This window comes from Mycobacterium sp. ENV421 (assembly GCF_002887815.1).
Lineage (GTDB): Bacteria > Actinomycetota > Actinomycetes > Mycobacteriales > Mycobacteriaceae > Mycobacterium.
In genome coordinates this window covers 25289-49461 of record NZ_PDHO01000011.1, presented here as the reverse complement: position 1 = coordinate 49461, position 24173 = coordinate 25289, and the positions used below count along the sequence as shown (strand labels likewise).

Sequence of the window (24173 nt, the reverse complement as noted above, 5' to 3'; positions counted from 1 at the left end):
GTTCCGCTTCGCGAATCGCTTTGTCCTCGAATACGATACGGGCGATCAGGGCGCCGCGTCGGGGGTCGCCGAACTTGACCTGCGCCGCCGGCGCGCGGCGCTGAACACAGCCACCGCCCCCGCGGCGCCCAGCGTCAGCAGCCATACCAGGTGGGCCGCGAACACCGCGAGCCGCGCTGCGGGTGTCGCACCGACGCTCACCCCCCCGACGCGGTACAGCGCGAGCTCGCCGTCGCGGTAGGCCACCGGCAGCTGCGCCAGGGTCCGCTGTGCGTTGCCGATCGTGCCTGCGCTGCCCGATTCGATGACCACCCAGCCCACCCCGGCACCGGCGAGCGCCTCGGGGGAACCGCCGGCCAGCAGCATCCGCTGGACATCGCGGGCATGGCCGCCCTCACCGGGGACCTTGTGCCCGGAGATCGTCAGGTCGCCGGTGGCCAACACCTCGGCGCGCACCCAGCGCGGCAACGGATCGAGCACCGGTGCCGCACCGGCCCACGCGAACTGGCGCATGCTGTCGGCGGGCAGCACGGCGACGTCGGCCGGGTCGGCGTCGATCAAGCCGGCCACCACCGCCCAACCCTGCGGATAGCGCACCGGCGTCAACTTGCCCCACGCGCCGAAGGCCAGATCGGGCAGCACGGCGATGAGCGCCACGATCCCCATTACCGCGGTGGTGCCGGGCCGGAGCCGGCCCCGCAACGTCACCACCGCCGCCGCGGCGGCGACCGCGTAGCCGGGCATCGCCAGCGCCACCCACTTCTGCCCGTCGCGCAGGATCCCGACCGCCGGCACGGCCTCCACCACGTCACGCAGCACCGCCAGTCCCGGCCCGGTGGCCGCTGCGGCGGGCAGCAGCACGCCGACCGCGGCGAGCACCAGCAGCGGCAGCACGGACCGGCGACGCAGTACCGCGGGCAACCCGATGGCCACGATGCCCACGAGCACCAGGGTCGCGGGCAGCGCGAAAAGCATTGTGCGAGAGGAGGGAACAGCCTCGGCGTTCCAGATTCCGCCGAGTCCCGCCAGGCTGCCGAGGGTACCCAGGCCCGGCTCCGCCCGAGCCGCGAACGCCGTCACACCCGGTGACGGCGACGAGCCGAGCCCGCCGCCCAACGCCGACGCCATCAGCCACGGTGACGCCGTGAGCACCGCGGTCGTCAGCACCCCGGCCGCGCACCATGGCCGCGACGCCCCCGTCCCGGGAACCGCGACACACACCAGCGCCACCACAGCGGCCAGTAACAGCCCGGTCGGTGTCAGCCCGGCCAGCGCGATCCAGAACACCACCGCCGCCCACCGGGCCACGGTCGCCTCATCCCGCACCCGAATCACCGCGGCAGCCACCCACGGCAGGCAGCCGTACCCGACCAGCAAGCTCCAGTGCCCTTGGAGCAGCCGCTCCGCAACGTAGGGGTTCCATACCGCGAGCGTCGCCGCGATCAACTGCCCGGGCATTCCGGCATCCGGGACCAGCTCGGCGGCCAACCGTCCGGCTCCCCAGCCGGCCAGGAAAATCCCGGCGACCAGCAGCGCCTTTACCAGCACGCCGCCGTCGAGCACAGGCGTCAAAGCGGCGATGAGGAAGTCCTGCGGGAGCGCGCGGGGCGCTGATTCGGACAGACCCAGCGCCGCATCGGAGAAATACGACCGCGGCGTGGACACCGCATCGCGCAATAACAGATAGCCGGGCGCCAGCAGCGGCGCGGTGACCGCGAGGGCCAACAGGAGTGCGTAGCCCGGCACCACCCACCGGACGGCCCGGTGCGCCCGGGTCACGGGAGTGCTCACCGCTGCGGCGGGGGAGGCTCCAGGTCCGGTCTGGCCGCGGGCAGCTTCTCGGTGGCCGCCTCGGCGGCCGGCATCGGTCCGGTTTCGTCCTTGCCGAAGAAGCCATGGTCGGCGGTGTCCAGGCCGGGGTCGATCAGAGCCGACTCGGCACGCAGGCTGAACGTGCCCAGCAGCGCCCCGCCCACGAGTGCCACCAGACCGGCGGCGGTGAAGCTGATCGGTAGCACCCGCGACCACAGTCCCACCCGGTCGCGCTCGTCGCGGGCGGAGGCCACCCGGGACTCGATGGTCTGCTCGGTGGAGGTGACCTTGTAATCGACCAGTTCCATCTCCGGGCGCAGCGCGTCGCGGGCGTAGTAGTGGTTGGCGTGCTCGGTGGACTTCACGATCACACCGGTCACCGGGTCGACCCAGAAGGTGCGCTGCGCGGCGTAATAGCGGGTCATGGTGACCGGCTCCTCCGGCGGCCCGGGCAGACCCCACAGCTCGGCCCGCGCGGTCACCTCGCCGTCCTCGTTCTTGTCGTAGAGCGAGGCGTACTTGATCGGGTCGACCAGCTTGCCGTCGGCGTCGTAGCCGACGTTCTGGGTGAAGCGGTAGGTGGTCAGCCCGTTGACGTCTTCCTGGCCGTCGTAGTTGGCGTCGAAGGCCTTCTGCGCGATCGGGTCGAAGAACGGATAGGTCTTCTTCTCGGTGCCGAACGGGAACCGGTAGGCCAGGCCGTCATGAGGAAGCGCAATGTTGGTCGGCGGCTTGTTGTCCTCGATACTCCGCGGCTTCTGCACCGACCCGCCCGGATGGGTGTCGTCGGACACCGCCATCGCGGTGCTGCGGTTGACGGTCACGGTGTCGACCATGGCCAGCAGCAGGCCGTTGTCCTGTTGCTTGTCGCTGCGTCGCACGCTGGTGCCCGCTTGCAGCGTCACCACGTCGGCGTTGGCCGGCGACTCGACGGTGATCTGCTGCTGGGAGACCAGCGGCACGTTCTTGTCCACGACGAACTTCTCACCCATCAGCGACGCCGGGTCCAGCGCACTACCCGTGCCGTCGCTGACCAGAGTCTCGTCGATGTTCAGCGGGATCTTCTTGATCTTGCTGGAGGTGTAGGTCGTCAACAGCAACGCGGCGATCAGGAGGGCGGCTCCGAGCCCGATGATGCCGAATGCCGCGATACGCACCATGCCTGCGCGATTCACGCTGCCGTGGCCTCCTCACTGCCGATCGTGCCGCACCCCGCCTGACGGCGAAGCAAACCTGTTCGACCCTAACAGCCCAGCCCAAGGCACCGGTTCATTAGGAGGTCGCCACCGCAGGCCAGGTGTACCCACTTTCGCGAACCACCCCATTCCGGCGCACACTGGCTCCCATGACGTCGGTCGCGCAGGGGGTCGGGGGCACCCGCGGCTTCCTCCCCGCCGTGGAGGGCATGCGCGCGTGCGCCGCCATGGGAGTGGTGCTCACCCACGTCGCATTTCAGACCGGCACCACCGGCGCCGTGGTCGGACGCCTGCTGCATCGCTTCGACCTGGCCGTCGCGGTGTTCTTCGCGCTCTCCGGCTTTCTGTTGTGGCGCGGGCACGCCGCCGCGGCCCGCGGACTGCGCCGGCGCCCACCCACCGGGCATTACCTGCGTTCGCGGCTGGTGCGCATCATGCCCGGATATGTGGTGGCGGTCGTCATCATCCTGACGCTGCTGCCGGAGGCCAACCACGCAAGCTTCACGGTGTGGTGGGCCAACCTGACGCTGACCCAGGTTTACGTCCCGCTCACGTTGACCGCCGGACTGACCCAGATGTGGAGCCTGTCGGTCGAGGTCAGCTTCTATCTGGCGTTGCCGATCCTGGCTTTCGCAGCGCGCCGGCTGCCGGTGCGGGCCCGGGTCCCGGTGATCGCGGCGATCGCGCTGGCCAGCCTCGGCTGGGGTCTGCTGCCGATTCACACGGTGCAGGGGGTCAACTTCCTGAACTGGCCGCCGGCCTACGCCTCGTGGTTCGCCGCGGGCATGCTGCTGGCGGAGTGGACGGTCAGCCCGCTGGGGTGGGCGCACAAGCTGGCCCGGAACCGCTGGGCCATCACCGGTATCGCACTGGCGGCCTATCTGATCTCGGCCTCACCGCTGGCCGGTCCGAAGGACCTGGTTCCCGCCACATTGGGGCAGTTCGTGATCCGCACCTCGATGGGGGCCATCGTCGCCGGTGCGCTGCTGGCGCCGCTGGTGCTCGACAGGCCCGACACCCGGCACCCGATTCTGGGCAGCCGGTTCATGGTCACCCTGGGCCGGTGGTCCTACGGGTTGTTCGTCTGGCACCTGGCCGCGCTGGTGATGGTGTTCCCGATGGTCGGCCGGTTCATGTTCAACGGCAACCTGCTCGTGACACTGGTGTTGACGCTGGTGCTGGGCTTCGCGATGGCGGCGGTCAGCTATGCCCTGATCGAATCGCCGTGCCGGAATGCCCTGCGGCGCTGGGAGTATCGCGAGAAGGCTCCGGTTCCGCCGCTGGACAGTTCGGTCGATGATGCGCCGGAGCCCGTGATTGCGCGATGATCTTTGCCTGACCCGATGTCTGAAGGGATCGCCATGGCTTCTGAACCATTGACTATCATGTTCTGGCCCGAGTCGGCCTACGGCCCGACGAATCAGTGCATCGGTCTGGCGGCCATCCTGCGTGGGCGCGGCCACCGGATTGTGTTCGCCGCCGAAAGTTCGTGGGCGGGCAAGCTCGCACCGCTGGGCTTCGTGGAAGAACTGGTCGATCTGGCCGAACCCGTCGACGGCGCGGCCGACGAGGATCCCGGCAAGTTCTGGACGGACTTCATCGCCGAGACCGCCCCGGAGTTTCGCAAGCCGACTCATCTGCAGCTCGAAACCTTCATCCAGCCGACCTATCAGGCGCTGATCGACGGCGCCAAATACTGTGAGCCGCGACTGCGGGAGATCGTCGCCCGACACCAGCCCGACGTGATCGTCGAGGACAACGTGGTGCTGTTCCCGGCGTTGGTGAGCACAGGCGCACCGTTCGTCCGGATCGTGTCGTGCAGCCCGCTCGAAGTGCCGGGACCGAATGTGCCGCCGCCATTTTCCGGGCTGCCCAGTGCCGACCCCACGCAGTGGGACACCTACCGGGCCGAGTTCGACCGCACCCACCGTGCGATGTGGTCCGACTTCAACGCGTGGGTTCAGCGCCAGGGTGCCGACCCGCTGCCGGATCTGGAGTTCATGCCGCGCGACAACGCCGCCAATCTCTACGTCTACCCGGCCGAGGCCGACTACCTCGACGCACGTCCGCTCGACGACAGCTGGACGCGGATGGACTCCAGCGTCCGCGAGACCGATGCGGAGTACGAGCTGCCCGCATCGGTCGCCCACCGTCCGGACGCCAGCGCGCTGATCTACCTGTCGCTGGGATCGCTGGGCGGCGCCGACGTCGAACTCATGCAGCGCCTGGTCGACGTGCTGGGCAAGACCGAGCATCGGTACATCGTCAGCAAGGGTCCGCAGGCCGATCGGATCACGTTGGCCGACAACATGGTCGGCGAGCAGATGCTGCCGCAGACCAAGGTCATCCCGCAGGTCGATCTGGTCATCTCGCATGGCGGCAACAACACGGTGACCGAGGCCCTGCACTTCGGCAAGCCGCTGATCGTGCTGCCGCTGTTCTGGGACCAGTATGAAAATGCCCAGCGCATCGACGAACTCGGCTTCGGCGCTCGACTCGACACGTATGCCTTCCGCGACGAGGAGCTCATCGCGGCCGTGGACAGGATCCTCGCCGACACCGAGCTCCGAAACCGGCTGTCTGGAATAGGCGAGTCGATCCGGGCCCGAGACGGTCTGCGTGTCGGGGCCGACGTGATCGAGCAGGTGGGACTGCAGCATCGGAACCGCGACAGCGCGTCAGGCTGACGACGTGGGCGGTGAACTCGACTCACTGGATCTCATTGACGGTAAACGACTTTCGATCGTCACGACGAAAGACGGGCTGACCGCCGAACCGCAGGTCCTCGACTCCGGCGGGTCGTGGCGACGTGCCCGGCCCGGCGATGGTATCGCCGAGGCGCTGCTGGCACTGTTGGCGGCTTCGCCGGAGGTGTCCGAGATCGGATCGTTCACAGTGCACGCCTGGTTAGCGCGGGTCGCAGCGGGTGAACGCGCGATCACCGTGGATCAGACCAACGAATCGGTGATCGTGGGTGACGCGGCGGTGGTTAAGTGGGCCGCCCATCTGCAGGCTGGACCGCATCCGGCGCCAGGCCGGATCGAGATGTTGCGCGCCAATGGCTTTCGGCACATGCCGTGCCCGTGGGGGCTGGTCACCTGGCGATCGGAGGACGGCGCGGAGACGCTGGTGGCCGGTGTCGACGAGTATCTGCCCGGCGCCGTCGACGGGTGGACGTGGGCGGTGGACCTGATCGCGTCGGCGGCAGCCGAGCCGGACTCCCCGGCGGACGACGTGGCGACGGCGGCCGCCGACGTCGGCACTGTGATTGCCGAACTGCACGCCGCACTGGCGCCCTCCGCGACCATCGCCTCGCCCGCCGACGCCGAGCGGTGGCGGGCGGCAGCAGCCGCGACCCTGGATGAGGCTCGGGCGCACAGTGATCCGGCCATGCGCGATCTCCTCGAAAGCCGGATGATCACCGAGATCTTCGACAGCCTGGGCGGGATGGCCGGCACTCCGGTGATCGAGGGCCACGGCGACCTGCATGTCGGTCAGGTGCTGAGACATCCCGGCGGGTACGCGGTCATCGACTTCGACGGGAATCCGGTACTGCCACCCGCCGAGCGGGTCCTGCCGATCCCGGCCGCCCTCGACGTCGCCGGGTTGGCGCAGTCACTGAGCCATGCGGCGATCGTGGCCCGCCGCCACCACCGCGTCGATGAGGGGGCGTTGTCCAGGGTCGAACGGCTGGCCCGCGATCACTTCACCCGCAGCTACGCCGCACACCTGGCCGCACTGGGGCACGGCGAGCTGTACGATCCGGCCTGTCTGCGAGCATTCCGCTTGCAGCAGGTGTTGCGGGAAGTCGTCTACGCGGCACGGCATCTGCCGCGCTGGATGTACGTTCCGGAGGCGGCACTACCCATGTTGCTCGACGAAGGAATCACCGGTGGACCCTGACGGCTTCGCCGCGGACCTGGCCCGCAAGCCCGAGGCGTTGTCTCGGCTGGCCGAGCGGCTCGCCGCCGACAATCCCTGGGCAGCGGTCGTTCCGGCCAGCACGCAGCGGGTGGTGTTCGTCGGGATGGGGTCCTCCGCCTACGCTGCGGGCGTCGTGGCCGCGCGGATGCGCGCGCGAGGGATTCTCGCGATCTCGGAGTTGGCGTCCACCCGTCTGCTGCCGGACTGGGGACCGGGCACCCTGGTGGTGGCAACCTCGGCGACGGGTGGTTCGGCGGAAACGCTGGACGCGCTGCGTAGGCTTCCCGCCGGGGCGACGACGGTGGCGCTGACCAACACCGCAGGATCGGCGATCACCGAATCCTGCTCCGCGGTCGTCGATTTGGCAGCAGAACCGGAGCGCGGCGGGGTGGCCTGCCGGAGCTATCAGCACACGCTGGCGCTGCTCATGGCGCTGGAGTCGCATCTGGCCGGCCGCGACACCGCCGGGTTGGTCGCGTCGATCGCGACGACGGCCGAAGCGAGCGCGCACCTGCTCGACACCGAGGCGGCCTGGCGTCCCGAGGTGGCAGACATGCTGCTCGGGCCTGCGGGCACTCACCTGGCGGCGCCGGCCCACCGGTTCTGCTCGGCGCAGCAGGGCGCGCTGATGCTCCGCGAGGGCCCGCGCCGTGCCGCCGTCGGCTGTGAGACCGGCGACTGGAGCCACGTCGACGTCTACCTCACCAAGACCACCGACTACCGGATGCTGGTCTTCGCCGGCTCGGAGTGGGAGGACCAGATGGCGGAGTGGACGACGTTGCGCGGCACCACCGTTGTCGCGGTCGGCGGCGCGGTCCCGGGGGCCCGGCTCGAAGTCCGTTACCCCGGCGACGAGCAGGATGATGTGCGGCTGCTGACCGAAGTCCTGGTGCCGGAACTGGTCGCGGCCCGGGCCTGGCAGCAGACCGCGACGGCCTGACCTAACCCTGCAGCCGGGCGATCACCTGATCCCGCACCGCGGATCGGCGGGCTTTGCCAGCGTCGTCCCGCAGCGGGGTGTCCACGAACTCCACCGCGCGCGGCACCTTGTAATCGGCCAGCCGCTGCGCCACGAACGCCTTGACGTCGTCTTCGGTGAGCACGTCACCGTCGGTGTGCACCAACGCATACGGCACCTGACCGAGGTCCTCGTGCGGCACCCCGACGGCCAGACAGGACAGCACGGCGGGGTGCTCGGACAGGGCGCTCTCGATCTCCGCGGGGTACACGTTGCGGCCGCCGACGGTGAACATGTCGACCCGACGGTCGGCCAGGTACAGATAGCCCTCGGCGTCGAACCAGCCGAGATCCCCCAGCGAGTCCCAGCCGTCGCGGGATTTGGCGGTGCTGCCGATGTAGCGGTAGGTGGGCTGCGAACCGGGGCTGGGGCGCATGTAGATCTCCCCGAGCACCCCCGGTGGGCATTCGGTTCCCTCGTCGTCGAGAACCTTCATCTCACCGGCCACCACGCGCCCGACTGATCCGCGGTGGGTCAGCCATTCGGAGCCGCTGATGAACGTCAGCGCCTGAAGTTCGGTGCCGCCGTACAGTTCCCACACCGCATCCGGGCCGAGCAGGTCGATCCACGCCTGCTTGACGTTCGGCGGGCAGACGGCGGCGACGTGCCACAGCCGGCGCAGCGACGACAGGTCGTAGGCGGCCGGGTTGGCGTGGTAGACGGGCAGCAGTCGCTGCATGATCGTCGGCACGGTGGTCAGGTAGTTCACCTTGTAGTCGGTGATCACCCGCAGGAAGCGCTCCGGGTCGAACCTGGGTAGCAGCACCAGGTGCTGCCCGGTGGCCAATGCGATGGTGGCCGAGGTGAATCCGGTGTTGTGGCTCAGTGGGACCGGCACCAGCTGGGTGTCGGTCGGTTCGTTGCCCATCCCCATCGCCACCAGGTCGGCCGGATACCGGCTGTCCCCCCCGGCCTCGATGAGTTTCGGCCGTCCGGTGCTGCCGCCCGACGCGATCGACTTCCATGCCGGTGAAACCGCCTCGGGCAGTGGAGCATCCGAGAGATTTGGGCTGCCGGTGAACTCGGCGGCCACCGACGGCACGACCCCGCGCGGGTCGGCGCGCCCGACCAGCAGGGCGCGCGGCTTCAAATCGAGCAGGCCTTCGAATTCGGCGTCCGGCATCCGCGGTGACAGCGGTTGCGGGATGGCGCCGAGCTTCCACACCGCGACCGTCGCCTGCACCCACTCGATCGAGTTGGCCACCGCGATCGTCACGTAATCGCCTTGACCGACTCCGAGTTCGGCATAGGCGCGCGCCAGCCGGTTCGACGCCGACTCCAGCTGAGCGCGCGTGATGGTGCGGCCTTCGCACGACACGGCCGGGCGATCGGGTGCCTCGGCGGCGAGCCGGCTCAGCCGGGCCCCGAGCGCAGGCGTCTGGTCACTCATAGGCACCTTGCTTGGCGAAGATGGCGCGGGGATTGTCCACCAGCATGGTGGTGATCTGCTCGTCGGTCACTCCGCGCCGGCGCAGCGCGGGAAGCACATCGTTGTGAATGTGCCGGAAGTGCCAATTGGGCATGGCCACCGGGACGACTTCCTCGGGCAGCCAGTCGATATAGCAGGACGCGTCATGGGACAGCACCATCTTGTCGGCGTGCCCGCGTTCGCACATCCGCACGACGGTGTCGACGCGGTCGTCGAAACTGAGGAAGCCGTCCAGCCCGAATCGGTCCATGCCGAGGTACGAGCCTGCGGCGATCAGTTCCTCCAGATAGCCCAGGTCGGTGGTGTCGCCGCTGTGCCCGATGATGACCCGGCTGAGGTCGACGCCCTCTTCGGCGAAGATTCGTTGCTGCTCGAGACCGCGTCGGCTCAGCGCGTGGGTGTGGGTGGTGATCGGCACCCCGGTCTGTTTGTGGGCCTGGGCCACCGCGCGCAGCACTCGCTCGACGCCCGCGGTGACGCCGGGTTCGTCGGTGGCGCACTTGAGGATTCCCGCTTTCACGCCGGTGTCGGCGATGCCCTCGGTGATGTCCCGGACGAACAGATCAGTCATGATCTCCGGACCGTCAAGCAGGGTTCCCGGGCCGGTGAAGTGGAAGTACATCGGCACGTCGTTGTAGGTGTAGATCCCGGTGGCGACCACGATCTGGAGGTCGGTCTGTGCGGCCACCCGCTGGATGCGCGGAATGTAGCGGCCCAGCCCGATGACCGTCGGGTCGACGATCGTGTCCACCCCGAGTGCCTTCAACTCGTTGAGCTTGGCGACCGCGTCGGCCTCGCGGGCCTCGCCGTCACCCCAGCCTTCGGGATAGTTGGCCATGATCTCCTGCGACAGGATGAAGACGTGTTCATGCATGAACACCACACCCAGGTCGCTGGTCGAGACCGGGCCTCGCACGGTCTCGACCTGTGACGGCTCTGTCATGCCGACACCCTAACGGGAAATGCTTGTGTCCTCGGTGGTTTCGCGATCAGTTCGAGGCTGTCGAGGACGTATGGCGGAGGCGGCCAGCGCGCCGACGGCGATCAGGGCGAGCAGCTGCACCCATGGTGAGTGGCCGATGTAGCCGTCGACCGAGCGCCACGGGTAGCGCGACAGCAGCGCGCCCGCCGCGATCAGCCCGCAAGCGCTGGCTGTCAGTGTCAGCCGGTCGCGCAGCCGGGCCCGCCCGCGTAGCAGGTATCCGAGCAGCATCGCCGTCCCGAACACGGCCAGCCCGCCGACTCCGGCGATCAACCCACCGGCGGCCAGCACCCCGGCGCCGGCCAGCAGCGGCACGGCCCAGGGCCGGGCCGGCTCGTGCGCTGCCGGCGGGCGGCGCGGCGGCACCAGCGCCAACAGCAGCAGCAGCGGGAGCAGGGACAGGCCGACGGCGAGCCCGATCCGGTAGATCCGGTTCGAGGGGAAGCTGACCGTGACGGTGCCCTGTTCACCGGCAGGCACCACCCAGCCTTGTTGCCAGCCGTTGACGATCACCGGCGTGAGTGTGACCCCGTCGGGCAGTCGGGCCACCCAACCGGGATTCACGCTTTCCGGGACCACCAGCACGCGTGCGGTGGGCGCCCGGTGGACGTCGAACTCCCTGCGATCAGCACCCCAACTGGTGACGTCGGCGGGAGTCGTTGGGGCGGTGCTGATTTGGTTGGCCAGCGGGCCGGACAGCTGGGCTCCGTCCACCACGAATGCCGAGCCGGGACTGATCAGCAGCTCCTGTTGGCCGGCGGGTAGAGCGATCGGCGCCGGGTCGCACGCGCGGGCCGGGACCGGTTCGCCGTCCAGCAGTGCGCCGACGGTCGTCGTCACCGAGGTCTGCACGAACCTGCCGGACACCGCGACGATCGGTCCCTGGCCGCACGGGATCTCGATGGTGCGTTTGCGGTTGGTGGCCGCGTCGGCGGCGGCGACGGGCTTGCCGTCCGGGCCCAGTACACCCACCTCGGCCAGGCCGGGGGGCTTGAGCTGATCGAAACCCAGTGCGGTGCGGTCGATCACGTCATTCCAGTCGAGCAGGCTGATCCGGACGGTGTCGGTCAGCCGTGGACGCAGCGTCAGCCTTTGCGCACCGGCATCCGGTCTGGCGTCCATCCGGCGGACCTGCGGGCCGTCACCGAGGTCGACGGCCACCATCGTGGGATGAGTGGGCAGCGCCGACGAGCTCGGGGTCAGCACCAGGCCGGTGACCTCGGTCGGTTTCGGCAAGGTCACCGTGAGGGTGGGGGCACTGCGATGCTGCACCACGTTCTGGGGTGCCGTCCATGAGGTGCGCGGGTCGCCATCGGTTGCGGCATAGGCGGATCCGTCGACGTCGATCAGATCGGCGTCGGCGCGTGAGCGGACGGTGCCCGGCTGGGCGACGAGGTCCGCCAGGTGCGGTCCCTGCCGGGCGCGGACCCAGATCGTGGGGATGACGTCGATCGGTTTGGGCACGGTCAGCGTGCGGCTCAACGTGACCGGCTCCTCGGGGGCCTGCGACATCGACGCCGCGCAGTGCACCCCGTCGGGGGAATCGGCACAGCCTTGCCGACCGAGCAGTTCGGAGCCGAGATCCCAGCCGGCAATCGCGGACCCACCGGGCGGCCCGGGCACGACGACGCTGTGCCTGATGTCGACGGGATGGGCGAATCCGGAGGCGTCGAACTGGGTCACCGACAGATCGGTAATGCCGAACTGGACACCCGACGAGCCGTCGTCGGTGCCGATCGCGGTGATCCGGACCCACGGCGACTCGCCGTAGGGGAGCGCCACTGTGAGCGGTTTGCCCGGCTCGTCGAAACGCACTGTGGTGGTGCCGTTTACGGTGGACACCTGCAATCGGCGGACCTGGGCTCCGACAGCGGTGGCACTCGGGGTGATCGTCAGCGTCGCATTGGTGACCGGATGGTCGAAGTCGACCTGCAGCCACTGTCCGATCGCGGCCTGCAACGAGTTGGACACCCACGCGGTGGCCGAGTCGCCGTCGATGGCGGCGGCCGGTCCGCTGGCCGGCGCGACGTTGGGCAGCGCGGTGGCGTCCGACGACGAGCTCGACGCGGACAGCCGCCCTCCGGTCCAGGCGCCGTGGACGGGTCGGGCACCGGGAACCGGGTAGTCGGGTACCCGGTTGAAGGTGTTGCGGTGGTCGCCCTCGGCCCGGGCCGCCGACGAGTGATCGTCGACCCGGCCGTAGTCGGTTTCCCGGTCGACGGGGGTATCTGTCACGGTGACCACCGGTACCGGAAGCCCGGCGCGCTGGGCGTCCGAGGTCAGCAGCATCGGGCCGAGGGGCGGTAGCCCGAGCAGCCTGCGGCGTTCGTCGATGCGCAACAGCACCTCGGGACCGCCGTCTATCCGGGCCATCCGGTTCGCGTCGGTCAAGTACGGTGTCGCTGGATTGCCCTGGGCGCCAACGTGATAGATCTCGACGGCGGGATAGCGTGGCCGCAGCCCGCTGTCGCTGATGAAACCGTCCAGTGTGCCCGGTCCGACCGGGTCGCCGAACTGCGCCACCTTCTGCAGACCCGGCGATCCGTCGATGGCGCGGTGCACCAGCAGCGGGCGGGCCGAGCGTGACTTGTCCGGGTCCAGGTCGTTGCGGACCACCACGTAGGAGATGCCCTGGCGGGCCAGGGTGTCGGCCAGGCCCGCCGACGGCCGGCCCGCGGCGAACAGTCGCTGCACCGAATCCAGCGCACGGATCGTCTGCGGCGGGGTTAGGGGAATGGAATCACGCACCCCCCAAGGGCTTTCGCCGAGAACCTGCAGCGGTTCATCGTGGCTGTTACCCCAGACCTGGGTGGCGAACGGCGCACCGGGAACCACCAGCACCCGGCCTGGTGTCGGCTGACCGGTGTTGTTCTTGGTCAGCCAGTCCGCGGCCTGATGCCAGTAGTCCGGGATCGCGCGGAATGCACCGGGCGGGGTGAGCCGGCCGGTCCAGGCCATCGACGTGGCGACCATCAGCGCGGCCATCACGACGATGCCGACCGCCACCCGCTTGTCGTTCTCGGGATGCGCGAACGCCCGCACCCATACCGGCCGGGGCGCGCTGCCGGGCAGCGGGATTCGGCTGAGCAGGTGTGCGAGCCCCAGCACCAGCGGGAGACGGATCACCGGCTCCAGCTTGTGGACGTTGCGCAGCGGGGCGCCCGCCGCGTCGAGGAAGGCCTGCACGTGCTGCGCCACCGGCGAGCCGAGTCCACCGGAGTAGCCGAGGCCCAGCAGCACCACCCCGGTAAGCAGCATGATGATCAGCCGGCCGCGGGCCGGCATCGAACGCAGCGCCAGCCCCGCCATCCCACCGGCCGCGACGAGAGTGGTGGCCAGCACCATGGCCGGCTGGGTGACGAGTTCGGCCGCGGCGGTGGCGTTCGGCGAGACGAACGGCGTCCAGCTGTCGGTGCCGCGCAGCATCTCGGTCAGCGACGCCCACTGCGTGGTGACCCCGGAGGACTCGATGAAGTCCAGGAACGGTGGACTGATCCTGCCCAGCAGCAGCAGCGCGACCACCCACCAGGTGACCGCGAGTGTGGAGGCCAGCGCCCACCAGGCGCTGAACCGCAGCCACACCCGGTTGGGTCGGTGACACAGCCACCAGATGATCGCCGGCAGACAGCCGGTGAGCGTCGCGACGGCGTTGACCGCTCCCATCAACGCCAGCGCCAGACCGGCGCGGCCCGCCAGCATTCGCAACGATCTGCTTCGGCCCGACGTCCCCGGCCCGGCGGCTCCGGCGCCACCCTTCAGCGCAAGGATCACCGGCAGCAACACCCACGGCGCCAGCATCATCGGCAGCGTCTCCGAGGAGATCGACCCCAGCGTGGTCAGCACCCGCGGGGACAGGGCGAACGCCAGAGCGCCGATGATGCGCGACGAGCGGGTCCCGATGCCCAGCGCTTCGGCCACCCGCAACAAACCCCAGAAGCCGGCGGTCAGCAGCAACGCCCACCAAAGCCGCTGAGTGACCCAGCCCGGCAACCCGAGGGTGTCGCCGAGCAGGAAGAACGCCCCGTGCGGGAACAGGTAGCCGTACGCCTGGTTCTGCGCCTGGCCGAACGGCAGGTCGCTGTTCCACAGGTTGGCCGCGCGGGTGAGGAAACGCAGCGGGTTCGCGGTCAGGTCGAGCTTGGTGTCCGGCGAGATCAGTCCCGGCGACTGGGCGAAGCACAACACCAGCGCGACGAGGAAGACACAGGAGAGCCAACGCCGCGATAGCGGCGGGGTCGTGATGGGCGCCTCCGTGACCGCGGGGGAGGCGGCGGCGATAGTGCTCAGGCTAGCCGCGGTTGCCGTACTCGACGCGGTTCAGCACCGACGACGCCGGGTCGCCGGGCGACAGCGGGGGCTTGGTGTCCTGCTGGATCATCAACGTCACGCCGAAGATCGCGGCAGCTCCGAGCAGCAGACCGACCACGATGCTGGCGGCGGCGGGAACCACGAACCGGTTCATGGTCGCTTCTCCTCGCGGGTGCTGGGACGGTGCAGATCATCGGGTGAAGACCCGCAATGTCACGGGTGAATACCCGCTGGCAAACCTAGCACGCGGCCAACCTTGGTTGGCCCGCGGCGAGGGCCGTGACAGCATGTGCGGATGCCTAACCGCCTGTTCTCGATTCGCGGAGTCGCGGCCCTGTCGGCACTGCCCCTGCTGCTCGTCGGCTGTTCAGGGACCGCTTCGCGCCCCGCGGCGTCGTCGTCGGCACCGGTCGGCAAGTCGTCGTCGGCCAGCTCGGTGCCGTTGGCCGGACCGGCCCAGGCGCCTGCCTCCCCGGCGCCGCCGGCGTGCGGTGACGGCCCCGGGTTGCTCAGTGCGATGTCGACCCGCGACAAGCTCGCCCAGGTGCTGATGGTCGGGGTCAAGGGGGCCGCCGATGCGCGCAACGTGGTGGACACCTATCACGTCGGCGGCATCTTCATCGGCAGCTGGACCGACCTGTCGATGCTGACCGATGGCTCGCTGCCCGACTACGCCAACGCCGGCCCGCTCCCACTGGCTGTCAGCGTCGACGAAGAGGGCGGCCGTGTGCAGCGGCTGACGTCGCTGATCGGCGACGCCCCGTCGGCGCGGGTGCTGGCGCAGACCCAGACCGCCGATCAGGTGTACCAGCTGGCACTGGACCGGGGAAAGAAGATGCGCGGCCTCGGCATCACCATCGACTTCGCGCCCGTCGTCGACGTCACCGACGCCCCGGACGACACCGTGATCGGCGACCGGTCGTTCTCCGACGACCCGGCGAAGGTGACCGAATACGCCGGTGCGTACGCCCGCGGTCTGCGCGACGCCGGTCTGCTCCCGGTGCTGAAGCATTTCCCCGGCCACGGTCACGGTTCGGGCGACTCGCACACCGCCGGGGCGGTCACCACCCCGCCGCTGGACGCTCTGATGACCAACGACCTGGTGCCCTACCGCACGTTGACCACGGAAGCGCCCGTCGCCGTCATGGTCGGCCACCTCGAGGTGCCGGGGTTGACCGGGACGACGCCGGCCAGCCTGAGTGCCGCGGCGGTGGGTCTGCTGCGCAGCGGCGGCTACGGCGGACCGGGTTTCGACGGCCCGGTCTTCAGCGACGACCTGTCCAGCATGGCGGCCATCGCCGACCGGTACGGGGTGGCCGAAGCGGTGCTGCGCAGCCTGCAGGCCGGCACCGACGTGGCGCTGTGGGTGACCACCGACGAGGTGCCAGCGGTGCTCGACCGGCTCGAGAAGGCGGTCAATGCGGGTGAACTGTCGCTGCCCGCCATCGAGACTTCGGTGTTGCGAATGGCGCGTCTCAAAGGGCAAAGTCCCCGCTGCGGCGGTTAGCCTGAGAGATCACGGACTCAGCGACGCGGGGGTCTGGCGGAAGGCGGTGATATGGCGGGTGGCACCAAGCGGTTGCCCCGTGCCGTGCGGGAGCAGCAGATGCTCGACGCCGCTGTACAGATGTTCTCGGTCAACGGCTATCACGAGACGTCGATGGACGTCATCGCCGGTGAGGCGCAGATCTCCAAGCCGATGCTGTATCTGTACTACGGCTCCAAGGAAGAATTGTTCGGGGCGTGCCTGGCCCGCGAACTGAGCCGCTTCATCGAAGCGGTGCGTGAGGACATCGACCTCAAGCAGAGCCCACATGACCTGTTGCGCAGCGTGATTCTGTCCGTGCTGCGATACATCGACGCCAACCGGGCCTCCTGGATCGTGCTCTACACCCAGGCGACCAGCTCTCAGGCGTTCGCGCACACCGTCCGTGAGGGCCGCGAGAAGATCATCGACATGGTGGCCCGGCTGCTGGAGGCCGGCACTCGACACCCTGAGCCCGGCACCGACTTCCACATGATGGCTGTCGCCCTGGTGGGTGCCGGTGAGGCGGTCGCCGCCCGCGTCAGCGCAGGCGACGCCGATGTCGACGAGGCCGCCGACATGCTGATCAACCTGTTCTGGCGCGGCCTCAAGGGCGCCCCCGCCGACAAGGAAGCCTCGACCGCGACTTCCTAGAGCCCGCGAACCGTTCCGGTGAGGTGCGGGTATCCCTTGCTCAGGTTGCGCATCGAGATGTCCCAGCCGTCGGTTACCCGGTCGACGTAGAGACCGGCGGTGGCCGGCAGGATGACCGGCTTGCCGAACTTCACCGAGTAGCGGACCGCATCGGGTATCTGCGCCTCGATGTTGGCCAAAACCGCTGCCGCGCTGAACATCCCGTGGGCAATCACCGTGGGGAAGCCGAACAGCTTGGCGCCGACCGACGTGGTGTGGATCGGATTGTGGTCCCCGCCGATCGATGCGTAACGCCGGATCTGGCCAGGGCTGATCCGCAGGATCGCGTTGGGCGGCGGCAGCTTCGGCCGCTTGGGCGGTTCGGGTTTGGGTCCACCCGACAGGCTGGTGCGCTGCTGGTGCAGGAACGTCGTCACCTGATGCCAGGCGTGCTCGTTGCCCACGTGGATGTCGGCGATGACGTCGACCAGCAGGCCTTTGCGGTGCTCCCGCAGGTTCTCGGCGTGCACCGCGAGCTTCACGGTGTCGGTGACCGCGATCGGGCGATACCGGGTGATCTCGTTCTCCACGTGGACCGCACCCATGGCCGCGAACGGGAAGTCGAATCCGGTGATCAGGGACATCACGGTGGGAAACGTCAGCACGAACGGATAGGTCAGCGGCACGGTGTCGCCGAAGCGAAGGCCGGTGACCGCCGCGTAGGCGGCGACGTTGGACGGGTCGATGGCCAGTTCATCGACCGTCAGGGTGCGAGTGGGCAGGTGGTCGCTGCGCGGGATGAACGGCAGCGAGCCCGCCGCGGCGCGCAGCATGTTGCGCAGTCCGCTCGGCTGTTCGGTCACGGCTGTCACCTCAGGCTCCCAGCATGGCCTGGCCGCAGACGCGGATCGTGTTGCCGGTGACGGCATTCGACGCGGGGCTGGCGAAGTAGGCGATGGTCTCGGCGACGTCGACCGGCTTGCCGCCCTGATACAGGGAGTTCAGCCGGCGGCCGACCTCGCGGGTGGCCAACGGGATCGCGTCGGTCATCGCGGTCTCGATGAATCCGGGTGCGACGGCGTTTATCGTGATGCCCTTGTCCGCCAGCGACGGCGCCAGCGCCTCGGTGAGGCCGATCATGCCGGCCTTGGTGGCCGCGTAATTGGTCTGTCCGCGGTTGCCTGCGATCCCGGCCATCGAGGACAGCCCGATGATGCGTCCACCGTCACCGATGCTGCCGTTCTCGATCAAGCCTTCGGTAAGGCGTTGCGGTGCAAGCAGATTGACCGCGACGACGGCATCCCAGCGGGCGTCGTCCATGTTGGCCAGCAGCTTGTCGCGGGTGATGCCGGCGTTGTTGACCAGGATGTCGGCGCGGCCCCCGTTGTGCTCGGCGTAGTGCTCACGCAGATGCTCGGTGATCTTGTCGACGGCATCCTCGGCGGTGACGTCCAGCGGCAGTGCGGTGCCATCGACCTTCACCGCGGTTTCGCTCAAGGCATCACGCGCACCCTCGACGTCGATCGCGACGACCTTGGCGCCGTCGCGGGCGAACACCTCGGCGATCGTGGCGCCGATGCCGCGGGCGGCGCCGGTGACGATCGCGACCTTGCCGTCCAGCGGCTTGTCCCAGTCGGCGGGCGGGGTGGAATCCGCGGCGCCCACATAGAAGACCTGCCCGTCGACGTAGGCCGACTTGCCCGACAGCAGGAACCGGAGCGTCGACTCCAGTCCTGTCGCAGCGGGTTTCGCCGCCGGCGACAGGTAGACGAGCGAGACGGTGGCCCCGTGGCGCACCTCCTTGCCCAGAGACCGGGTGAATCCTTCGAGGGCGCGCTGGGCGATGCGTTCGTTGGCGCTGCCCGCCTCGTCGGGCGTCGTGCCGATCACGACGATGCGACCCGAGTGACCGAGATTGCGCAGCAGCGGGGTGAAGAACTCGTACAGACCGCGCAGTCCGATCGGCTCGGTGATGCCGGTGGCGTCGAAGACCAGCCCGCCGAACGAGTCGGCCCAGCGGCCGCCCAGGTTGTCGGCGACCACGTCGTAGTCCTCGGCCAGCGCCGCGCGCAGTGGCTCGACCACGCGGCCGTCACCACCGATCAGCAGTGAGCCGGCCAGCGGCGGCTCACCGGCTTTGTAGCGGCGCAGCGTCTCGGGCTGCGGAATGCCGAGCTGCTTGGCCAGCAGGGAGCCCGGCGCTGAGTTGACGATCTGCGAGAAAAGGTCGGAAGCCACGAACATGCCTTTCGAGTTGCGATGCGGGTGGACCGGGAACGAACTTACTCCAGAGTAAGGACCGTGCGTAGTATGGGTGGGTATACCCCCTCTCAAACCGAACCCAAAGGGGAGATTGACGTGGCCTCTACCACTAGAAACAGCCGCCGGGTCGCCGTGATCGGCGGCAACCGCATTCCGTTCGCGCGCTCCGACGGCGCATATGCGCAGGCATCCAACCAGGACATGTTCACCGCCGCCCTCGGCGGGCTGGTGGACCGATTCGGGCTGGCCGGCGAGCAACTCGGCGCGGTCATCGGCGGCGCGGTGCTCAAGCACAGCCGCGACTTCAACCTGATGCGGGAGAGCGTGCTCGGCAGCCAGCTCTCGCCCTACACCCCGGCGATCGATCTGCAGCAGGCCTGTGGCACCGGCCTGCAGGCGGCCATCGCCGCCGCCGACGGAATCGCCGCCGGACGCTATGAAGCCGCGGCCGCGGGCGGGGTGGACACCACCTCCGACGCCCCGATCGGGCTGGGCGACGAGCTCCGTCGCACCCTGCTCAATCTGCGCCGCTCCAAGTCGAACGTGGACCGGCTCAAGCTGGTCGGCAAGCTGCCCGCCTCCCTCGGCATCGAGATCCCGACCAACGGCGAGCCGCGAACCGGGCTGTCGATGGGCGACCATGCCGCGATCACCGCCAAGCAGATGGGGATCAAGCGCGTCGACCAGGACGAGCTGGCCGCCGCCAGCCACCGCAACATGGCCGCCGCCTACGACGCCGGCTTCTTCGACGATCTCGTCACCCCCTTCCTGGGGCTGTACCGGGACAACAATCTGCGCGCCGACTCCAGCGCCGAGAAGCTGGCCAAGCTCAAGCCGGTGTTCGGCGTGCGCAACGGCGACGCGACGATGACGGCGGGCAACTCGACCCCGCTCACCGACGGCGCCTCGGTGGTACTGCTCGCCAGCGATGAGTGGGCAACGTCACACTCGCTGACTCCGCTGGCCTATTTCGTCGACTCCGAGACCGCCGCGGTCGACTACGTCAACGGTGCCGACGGCCTGCTGATGGCACCCACGTACGCGGTGCCCCGCCTGCTGGCCCGCAACGGTCTGACCTTGCAGGACTTCGACTTCTACGAGATCCACGAGGCATTCGCGTCGGTGGTGCTGGCCCACCTGCAGGCGTGGGAATCCGAGGAGTACTGCAAGGAGCGGCTCGGCCTGGATAGTGCACTGGGCGGCATCGATAAAACCAAGCTCAACGTCAACGGCTCCTCGCTGGCGGCCGGCCATCCGTTCGCCGCAACCGGCGGCCGGATCGTGGCTCAGCTGGCCAAACAGCTGGCGGAAAAGCACAAGGCGACGGGACAACCGGTGCGTGGCCTGATCTCCATCTGCGCCGCCGGCGGCCAGGGCGTGACCGCGATTCTCGAGGCCTAGAAAAAAATCGAAAAAAGTTTCCGTGGGTTTGTAACGAACCCGTCCGGGATACAGATGTACCGGATAGCTCCGTGTTGCCGTCTGACCCCCCGACCCGACGGCAACACGGGGCATCCTCTTTGTTTGTGTCCTATTGACATGAACGAAGGACCGCCGCTGGACAAGAGGGGATTCCAGCGGCGGTCACTATGAGGACTCCCAGCGGTCCGGCAAAGCTGCTGGAGCAGGCTGTCCGCTAGCCCCGGTCTACGAGCCCCGATTGCACGAGTGCGGCGTCCACGAATTGCTGCACCGGACGGGCTTGGAAGAACCCGGTATGCCCGCCGCGGTACCAGCCGATGTCCGGCCGCCCCCAGTGCTCCCACAATCCCAGCACCTGCTCGCGCGGGTGCACGATCCGGTCGGCGACGCCGGCGTAGATGAACCGGCCCTCTGGGGCGACCTTCGGTTGCAGCGACAGCGGCGAGATCATGTCGCCGATCGGTGCGGCCAACTCCAGGGTTCGGTGCCGCGGATCGTCGATGCTCAGTCCGGCGTGCCGGCCCAGGATCGACACCAGGTTGGCCGGTGGCACGCCGAGGATGGCACACGTCAGGTCCTCGTCGAGGCTGGCGACCAGAGCTGCGATGTAGCCGCCCAGCGAGATGCCGTTCACCCCGATCCGCGCGCCCGGTTGCTGCGACCTGATCCAGGCCAGCACCCGGCGCACGTCCCACACCGCCTGCGCGGTGGCGTGGACGTCGTCCATCACGTCCTCGCCGGGGAACACCGCGCCCTTCGGCAGACCTTTGGCCCGCGGGCCGTGCATCGGCAGCACCGGCAGGATGACGTTGAGGCCGAATGCCTCGTGTAGATGCCACGCCCGGAACAACGTGAGGTCCAGATTCACCCGGCCCATCTCGGTGCCGTGGATGCACACCAGCCACGGCCGGGGCTCGCTGTGGCGCAGCATCAGCGCGTATGCGCGGCGGTTGCCGGGGTAGCTCAGCCAGCGCTGGCGCCCCGGTTCCCGGGCGTAGGGCGTGTAGCCGCTGTCGAACGACATCCGCTCGTGCTTGCGGTTGCCTTTGCCGAACGTCCGGATCGATACGTTGGTCGGCACCGGCGGAGCGGCGAAAAATCCTTCCGGCCTGGCCAGCCAGCCGTGCTTGCCGTAGAAGTCGATGGCCTTGACGACTTCGGCGTTGATCTTGTCGTAGACGGCGGCGTCGCTGAGCGGCCTGCGCATGCGAAGGCCGACCAGCACGATCTCGTCCCGCAGGGCGTGCGTGGCCAGCGAAAGCGTCGGTCGCGCGACGGGCAACTCGCCACTGCCGCCATCGAGGTATGCGCCCCAGGACCGCGCGTAGTACCCAGCGGTCTTGGTGAACGGCGCGACAATATTCGCCAGAGGAGCTCCACCACCAGACTTTTTGCCGGTAGCAACGGGATGCGCCGGAACTGCGTCGTTGCTGCCGGGCATTGCCATTCCTAGAATGTAGCGGATCACCAGCTCACTGCCAGAGCCCAAAGTCCCGATATCCGTTCCCCTGCGCGGGTCAGCTGGCACAAAAGACCTGAAGTCCCCGGCGAGTCGGCACCGAAACGCCAACGGCTCCGAGACCCGAAGGTCCCGGAGCCGTTGTGCGTGGATGACTCAGAAGGCTGCTTCGTCGAGCTCCATGATCTCGTTGTCCAGCGTCTCGACCACCTGGCGAGTGCTGGTCAGCAGCGGCAGCATGTTCTTCGCGAAGAACGACGCGACCGCGATCTTGCCCTCGTAGAACGAGCGGTCGGCACCGCTGGCACCGGCGTCGAGCGCTGCGATGGCCACCGCGGCCTGCCGCTGCAACAACCAGCCGATGACCAGGTCGCCGACGCTCATCAGGAAGCGGACTGAGGCCAGCCCCACCTTGTAGATGCTGGCGGAATCCTCCTGCGCGGCCATCAGGTAGCCGGTCATGGACGCGGCCATGGCCTGGACGTCCTCGAGCGCCTTGGCCAGCAGCTCGCGCTCCGACTTCAGCCGGCCGTTGCCCGACTCGTTGGAGATGAACGCCTCGATCTGACCGGCCACGTGCGCCAGCGCAACACCCTTGTCGCGCACGATCTTCCGGAAGAAGAAGTCCTGCGCCTGGATGGCGGTGGTGCCCTCGTAGAGCGAGTCGATCTTCGCGTCGCGGATGTACTGCTCGACCGGGTAGTCCTGCAAGAAGCCGGAGCCACCGAAGGTCTGCAGGCTTTCGGTCAGCTTGGCGTAGGCCTGCTCGGAACCGACACCCTTGACGATCGGCAGCAGCAGATCGTTGACCTTGACGGCCAGGTCGGCCTCGACACCCTGAATCGCCTGCGCAACCGGGGCGTCCTGGTAGGTGGAGGTGTAGAGGTACAGCGCCCGCAGACCCTCGGCGTAGGCCTTCTGGGTCATCAGGCTGCGGCGGACGTCCGGGTGATGGGTGATCGTCACGCGCGGCGCGGTCTTGTCGGTCATCTGGGTCAGGTCGGCACCCTGCACACGCTCCTTGGCGTACTCCAGGGCGTTCAGGTAGCCGGTCGACAGCGTCGCAATGGCCTTGGTGCCCACCATCATTCGAGCCTGCTCGATGACATCGAACATCTGCGCGATGCCCTCGTGTACCTCGCCGACGAGCCAGCCCTTGGCCGGGATGCCGTGCTGGCCGAAGGTCAGCTCGCAGGTGGCCGAGACCTTCAGGCCCATCTTGTGCTCGACGTTGGTGACGAACACGCCGTTGCGCTCACCGGGTTCGCCGGTTTCGGGGTCGAAGTGGAACTTCGGCACGATGAACAGCGACAGGCCCTTGGTGCCGGGTCCGGCGCCCTCGGGGCGGGCCAGCACCAGGTGCAGGATGTTCTCGAAGAGGTCGTCGGAATCGGCGGAGGTGATGAACCGCTTCACGCCGTCGATGTGCCACGAGCCGTCGTCCTGCTTGACGGCCTTGGTGCGGCCGGCGCCGACGTCCGAGCCGGCGTCCGGCTCGGTGAGGACCATGGTCGAGCCCCAGCCGCGCTCGGCAGCCTTGATGGCCCACTTCTTCTGTTCCTCGGTGCCGAGGTCGTAGACGATCTGGGCGAAACCGGCGCCGCCGGCGTACATCCAGACCGCGGGGTTGGCGCCCAGCACGTGCTCGTGCAGGGCCCACACCAGAGTCTTGGGCATCGGCATACCGCCGAGGTCCTCGTCGAGGCCGACCTTGTCCCAGCCGCCGTCGATGAACGCCTTCACCGACTTCTTGAACGACTCGGGAAGGGTCACGGTGTGCGTCTCGGGGTCGAACACCGGCGGGTTGCGGTCACCATCGGTGAAGGACGCCGCCAGCGGGCCCTCCGCCAGACGGGCCATCTCCCCGAGCATCTCCTGCACGGTGTCGGCGTCGAGGTCGCTGTACTCGCCCGCGCCGAGGGCCTTATCGAAACCGAAGACCTCGAAGAGGTTGAATACCTGATCGCGGACGTTGCTCTTGTAGTGGCTCATGACGGGTCCTCCTCAGCGAGAATGTCATCTGAATTTGGGCTTTGTGGTTGAGTACTTTGGTCTAAGTTACCCACCAGTAACACGGCTTACTATACCCACGGGTAACTGGAAATCAACCGCGTGTGAGCAAGTTCAGCCAACTAACCAACCCACCGGTCGGTTTGGGGTATTACCGCGTTCGTCAATTCCAAACTTCGGGCCGCCCACGAGG

At 68.6% G+C, this 24173-nt stretch carries 17 protein-coding genes; 7 read left to right on the top strand and 10 right to left on the bottom strand.

The annotated features are described in order from the left end of the window. Nucleotides 1-45 precede the first annotated feature (45 nt). Together CRM90_RS15235 and pgfA are read right to left on the bottom strand one after the other, a co-directional pair. Nucleotides 46-1791 carry an MmpA family trehalose lipid delivery protein gene (locus tag CRM90_RS15235; RefSeq protein ID WP_233209340.1) on the bottom strand — a complete coding sequence of 582 codons (1746 nt, stop codon included), beginning with the start codon at nucleotides 1789-1791 and terminating at the stop codon, nucleotides 46-48. Then, nucleotides 1788-2987, bottom strand: coding sequence for a cell envelope lipid trafficking protein PgfA (pgfA, locus tag CRM90_RS15230; protein WP_102807799.1), 1200 nt, complete (start codon nucleotides 2985-2987; stop codon nucleotides 1788-1790). The genes CRM90_RS15235 and pgfA overlap by 4 nt, the downstream gene beginning before the upstream one ends. A gap of 170 nt (nucleotides 2988-3157) precedes the next feature. Here pgfA and CRM90_RS15225 point away from each other — a divergent pair, with 170 nt between their 5' ends. Genes CRM90_RS15225 through CRM90_RS15210 form a run of 4 tightly spaced genes read left to right on the top strand, consistent with a single transcriptional unit; the run spans nucleotide 3158 to nucleotide 7872 of the window. After that, nucleotides 3158-4336 carry an acyltransferase family protein gene (locus CRM90_RS15225; RefSeq protein WP_102807798.1) on the top strand — a complete coding sequence of 393 codons (1179 nt, stop codon included), beginning with the start codon at nucleotides 3158-3160 and terminating at the stop codon, nucleotides 4334-4336. 57 nt (nucleotides 4337-4393) lie between these two features. Next, nucleotides 4394-5695 carry a glycosyltransferase gene (locus CRM90_RS15220; RefSeq protein ID WP_233209339.1) on the top strand — a complete coding sequence of 434 codons (1302 nt, stop codon included), beginning with the start codon at nucleotides 4394-4396 and terminating at the stop codon, nucleotides 5693-5695. A 4-nt stretch (nucleotides 5696-5699) separates the two neighbouring features. After that, nucleotides 5700-6911 carry a glucosamine kinase gene (locus tag CRM90_RS15215; protein ID WP_102807797.1) on the top strand — a complete coding sequence of 404 codons (1212 nt, stop codon included), beginning with the start codon at nucleotides 5700-5702 and terminating at the stop codon, nucleotides 6909-6911. Continuing rightward, a complete protein-coding gene (locus tag CRM90_RS15210) occupies nucleotides 6901-7872 on the top strand; it encodes an SIS domain-containing protein (protein ID WP_102807796.1) in 972 nt (323 codons plus the stop codon). Before CRM90_RS15215 ends, CRM90_RS15210 begins: the two co-directional genes overlap by 11 nt. A 1-nt stretch (nucleotide 7873) precedes the next feature. Here CRM90_RS15210 and CRM90_RS15205 read toward each other — a convergent pair whose 3' ends face one another. The 4 genes from CRM90_RS15205 to CRM90_RS15190 are packed head-to-tail and all read right to left on the bottom strand — an operon-like array spanning nucleotide 7874 to nucleotide 14823. Continuing rightward, a complete protein-coding gene (locus CRM90_RS15205; protein ID WP_102807795.1) occupies nucleotides 7874-9340 on the bottom strand; it encodes an AMP-binding protein in 1467 nt (488 codons plus the stop codon). Then, the gene (locus tag CRM90_RS15200) at nucleotides 9333-10322 is read right to left on the bottom strand and encodes a phosphotriesterase family protein (RefSeq protein ID WP_102807794.1); all 990 of its coding nucleotides are present in this window, start codon (nucleotides 10320-10322) and stop codon (nucleotides 9333-9335) included. Before CRM90_RS15200 ends, CRM90_RS15205 begins: the two co-directional genes overlap by 8 nt. A 9-nt stretch (nucleotides 10323-10331) precedes the next feature. Then, nucleotides 10332-14603 (bottom strand): alpha-(1->3)-arabinofuranosyltransferase, encoded by a 4272-nt coding sequence (locus tag CRM90_RS15195; protein ID WP_102807793.1) that lies wholly within the window; start codon nucleotides 14601-14603, stop codon nucleotides 10332-10334. A gap of 46 nt (nucleotides 14604-14649) precedes the next feature. Next, on the bottom strand, nucleotides 14650-14823 hold the full coding sequence (locus CRM90_RS15190) for a DUF2613 domain-containing protein (protein WP_102807792.1): 174 nt from the start codon (nucleotides 14821-14823) through the stop codon (nucleotides 14650-14652). 141 nt (nucleotides 14824-14964) lie between these two features. On the opposite strand from CRM90_RS15190, the gene CRM90_RS15185 reads away from it, so the two are divergent. Together CRM90_RS15185 and CRM90_RS15180 are read left to right on the top strand one after the other, a co-directional pair. Next, on the top strand, nucleotides 14965-16176 hold the full coding sequence (locus CRM90_RS15185) for a glycoside hydrolase family 3 N-terminal domain-containing protein (RefSeq protein WP_102807791.1): 1212 nt from the start codon (nucleotides 14965-14967) through the stop codon (nucleotides 16174-16176). Between the two features lie 51 nt (nucleotides 16177-16227). Next, nucleotides 16228-16848: a TetR/AcrR family transcriptional regulator gene (locus tag CRM90_RS15180; RefSeq protein ID WP_102807790.1), complete on the top strand. Its 621-nt coding sequence runs from the start codon at nucleotides 16228-16230 to the stop codon at nucleotides 16846-16848. Here the strand turns inward: CRM90_RS15180 and CRM90_RS15175 are convergent. After that, nucleotides 16845-17660, bottom strand: a complete 816-nt coding sequence (locus tag CRM90_RS15175) for a MaoC/PaaZ C-terminal domain-containing protein (protein ID WP_233209348.1) — start codon at nucleotides 17658-17660, stop codon at nucleotides 16845-16847. The two genes, CRM90_RS15180 and CRM90_RS15175, sit on opposite strands and share 4 nt — an antisense overlap. A gap of 40 nt (nucleotides 17661-17700) precedes the next feature. Next, nucleotides 17701-19071, bottom strand: coding sequence for a 3-oxoacyl-ACP reductase (locus CRM90_RS15170; protein WP_102807788.1), 1371 nt, complete (start codon nucleotides 19069-19071; stop codon nucleotides 17701-17703). A gap of 66 nt (nucleotides 19072-19137) precedes the next feature. On the opposite strand from CRM90_RS15170, the gene CRM90_RS15165 reads away from it, so the two are divergent. Beyond that, nucleotides 19138-20490 carry an acetyl-CoA C-acetyltransferase gene (locus CRM90_RS15165; RefSeq protein WP_233209338.1) on the top strand — a complete coding sequence of 451 codons (1353 nt, stop codon included), beginning with the start codon at nucleotides 19138-19140 and terminating at the stop codon, nucleotides 20488-20490. A 235-nt stretch (nucleotides 20491-20725) separates the two neighbouring features. Here CRM90_RS15165 and CRM90_RS15160 read toward each other — a convergent pair whose 3' ends face one another. Then, nucleotides 20726-21952 carry an alpha/beta hydrolase family protein gene (locus CRM90_RS15160; protein ID WP_102807786.1) on the bottom strand — a complete coding sequence of 409 codons (1227 nt, stop codon included), beginning with the start codon at nucleotides 21950-21952 and terminating at the stop codon, nucleotides 20726-20728. Nucleotides 21953-22126: 174 nt separating this feature from the next. Beyond that, complete coding sequence (locus tag CRM90_RS15155) at nucleotides 22127-23962, bottom strand: acyl-CoA dehydrogenase (RefSeq protein WP_102807785.1); 1836 nt, start codon at nucleotides 23960-23962, stop codon at nucleotides 22127-22129. Nucleotides 23963-24173 lie beyond the last annotated feature (211 nt).

Coding starts and splice junctions, on each gene's coding strand:
- CRM90_RS15170 (WP_102807788.1), bottom strand. CDS start 19,071: ATGTTCGTGGCTTCCGACCTTTTCTCGCAGATCGTCAACTCAGCGCCG.
- CRM90_RS15165 (WP_233209338.1), top strand. CDS start 19,138: ATGGGTGGGTATACCCCCTCTCAAACCGAACCCAAAGGGGAGATTGAC.
- CRM90_RS15155 (WP_102807785.1), bottom strand. CDS start 23,962: ATGAGCCACTACAAGAGCAACGTCCGCGATCAGGTATTCAACCTCTTC.
- CRM90_RS15220 (WP_233209339.1), top strand. CDS start 4,394: ATGTTCTGGCCCGAGTCGGCCTACGGCCCGACGAATCAGTGCATCGGT.
- CRM90_RS15205 (WP_102807795.1), bottom strand. CDS start 9,340: ATGAGTGACCAGACGCCTGCGCTCGGGGCCCGGCTGAGCCGGCTCGCC.
- CRM90_RS15190 (WP_102807792.1), bottom strand. CDS start 14,823: ATGAACCGGTTCGTGGTTCCCGCCGCCGCCAGCATCGTGGTCGGTCTG.
- CRM90_RS15225 (WP_102807798.1), top strand. CDS start 3,158: ATGACGTCGGTCGCGCAGGGGGTCGGGGGCACCCGCGGCTTCCTCCCC.
- CRM90_RS15180 (WP_102807790.1), top strand. CDS start 16,228: ATGGCGGGTGGCACCAAGCGGTTGCCCCGTGCCGTGCGGGAGCAGCAG.
- CRM90_RS15160 (WP_102807786.1), bottom strand. CDS start 21,952: ATGCCCGGCAGCAACGACGCAGTTCCGGCGCATCCCGTTGCTACCGGC.
- CRM90_RS15175 (WP_233209348.1), bottom strand. CDS start 17,660: ATGCTGCGCGCCGCGGCGGGCTCGCTGCCGTTCATCCCGCGCAGCGAC.
- CRM90_RS15185 (WP_102807791.1), top strand. CDS start 14,965: ATGCCTAACCGCCTGTTCTCGATTCGCGGAGTCGCGGCCCTGTCGGCA.
- CRM90_RS15200 (WP_102807794.1), bottom strand. CDS start 10,322: ATGACAGAGCCGTCACAGGTCGAGACCGTGCGAGGCCCGGTCTCGACC.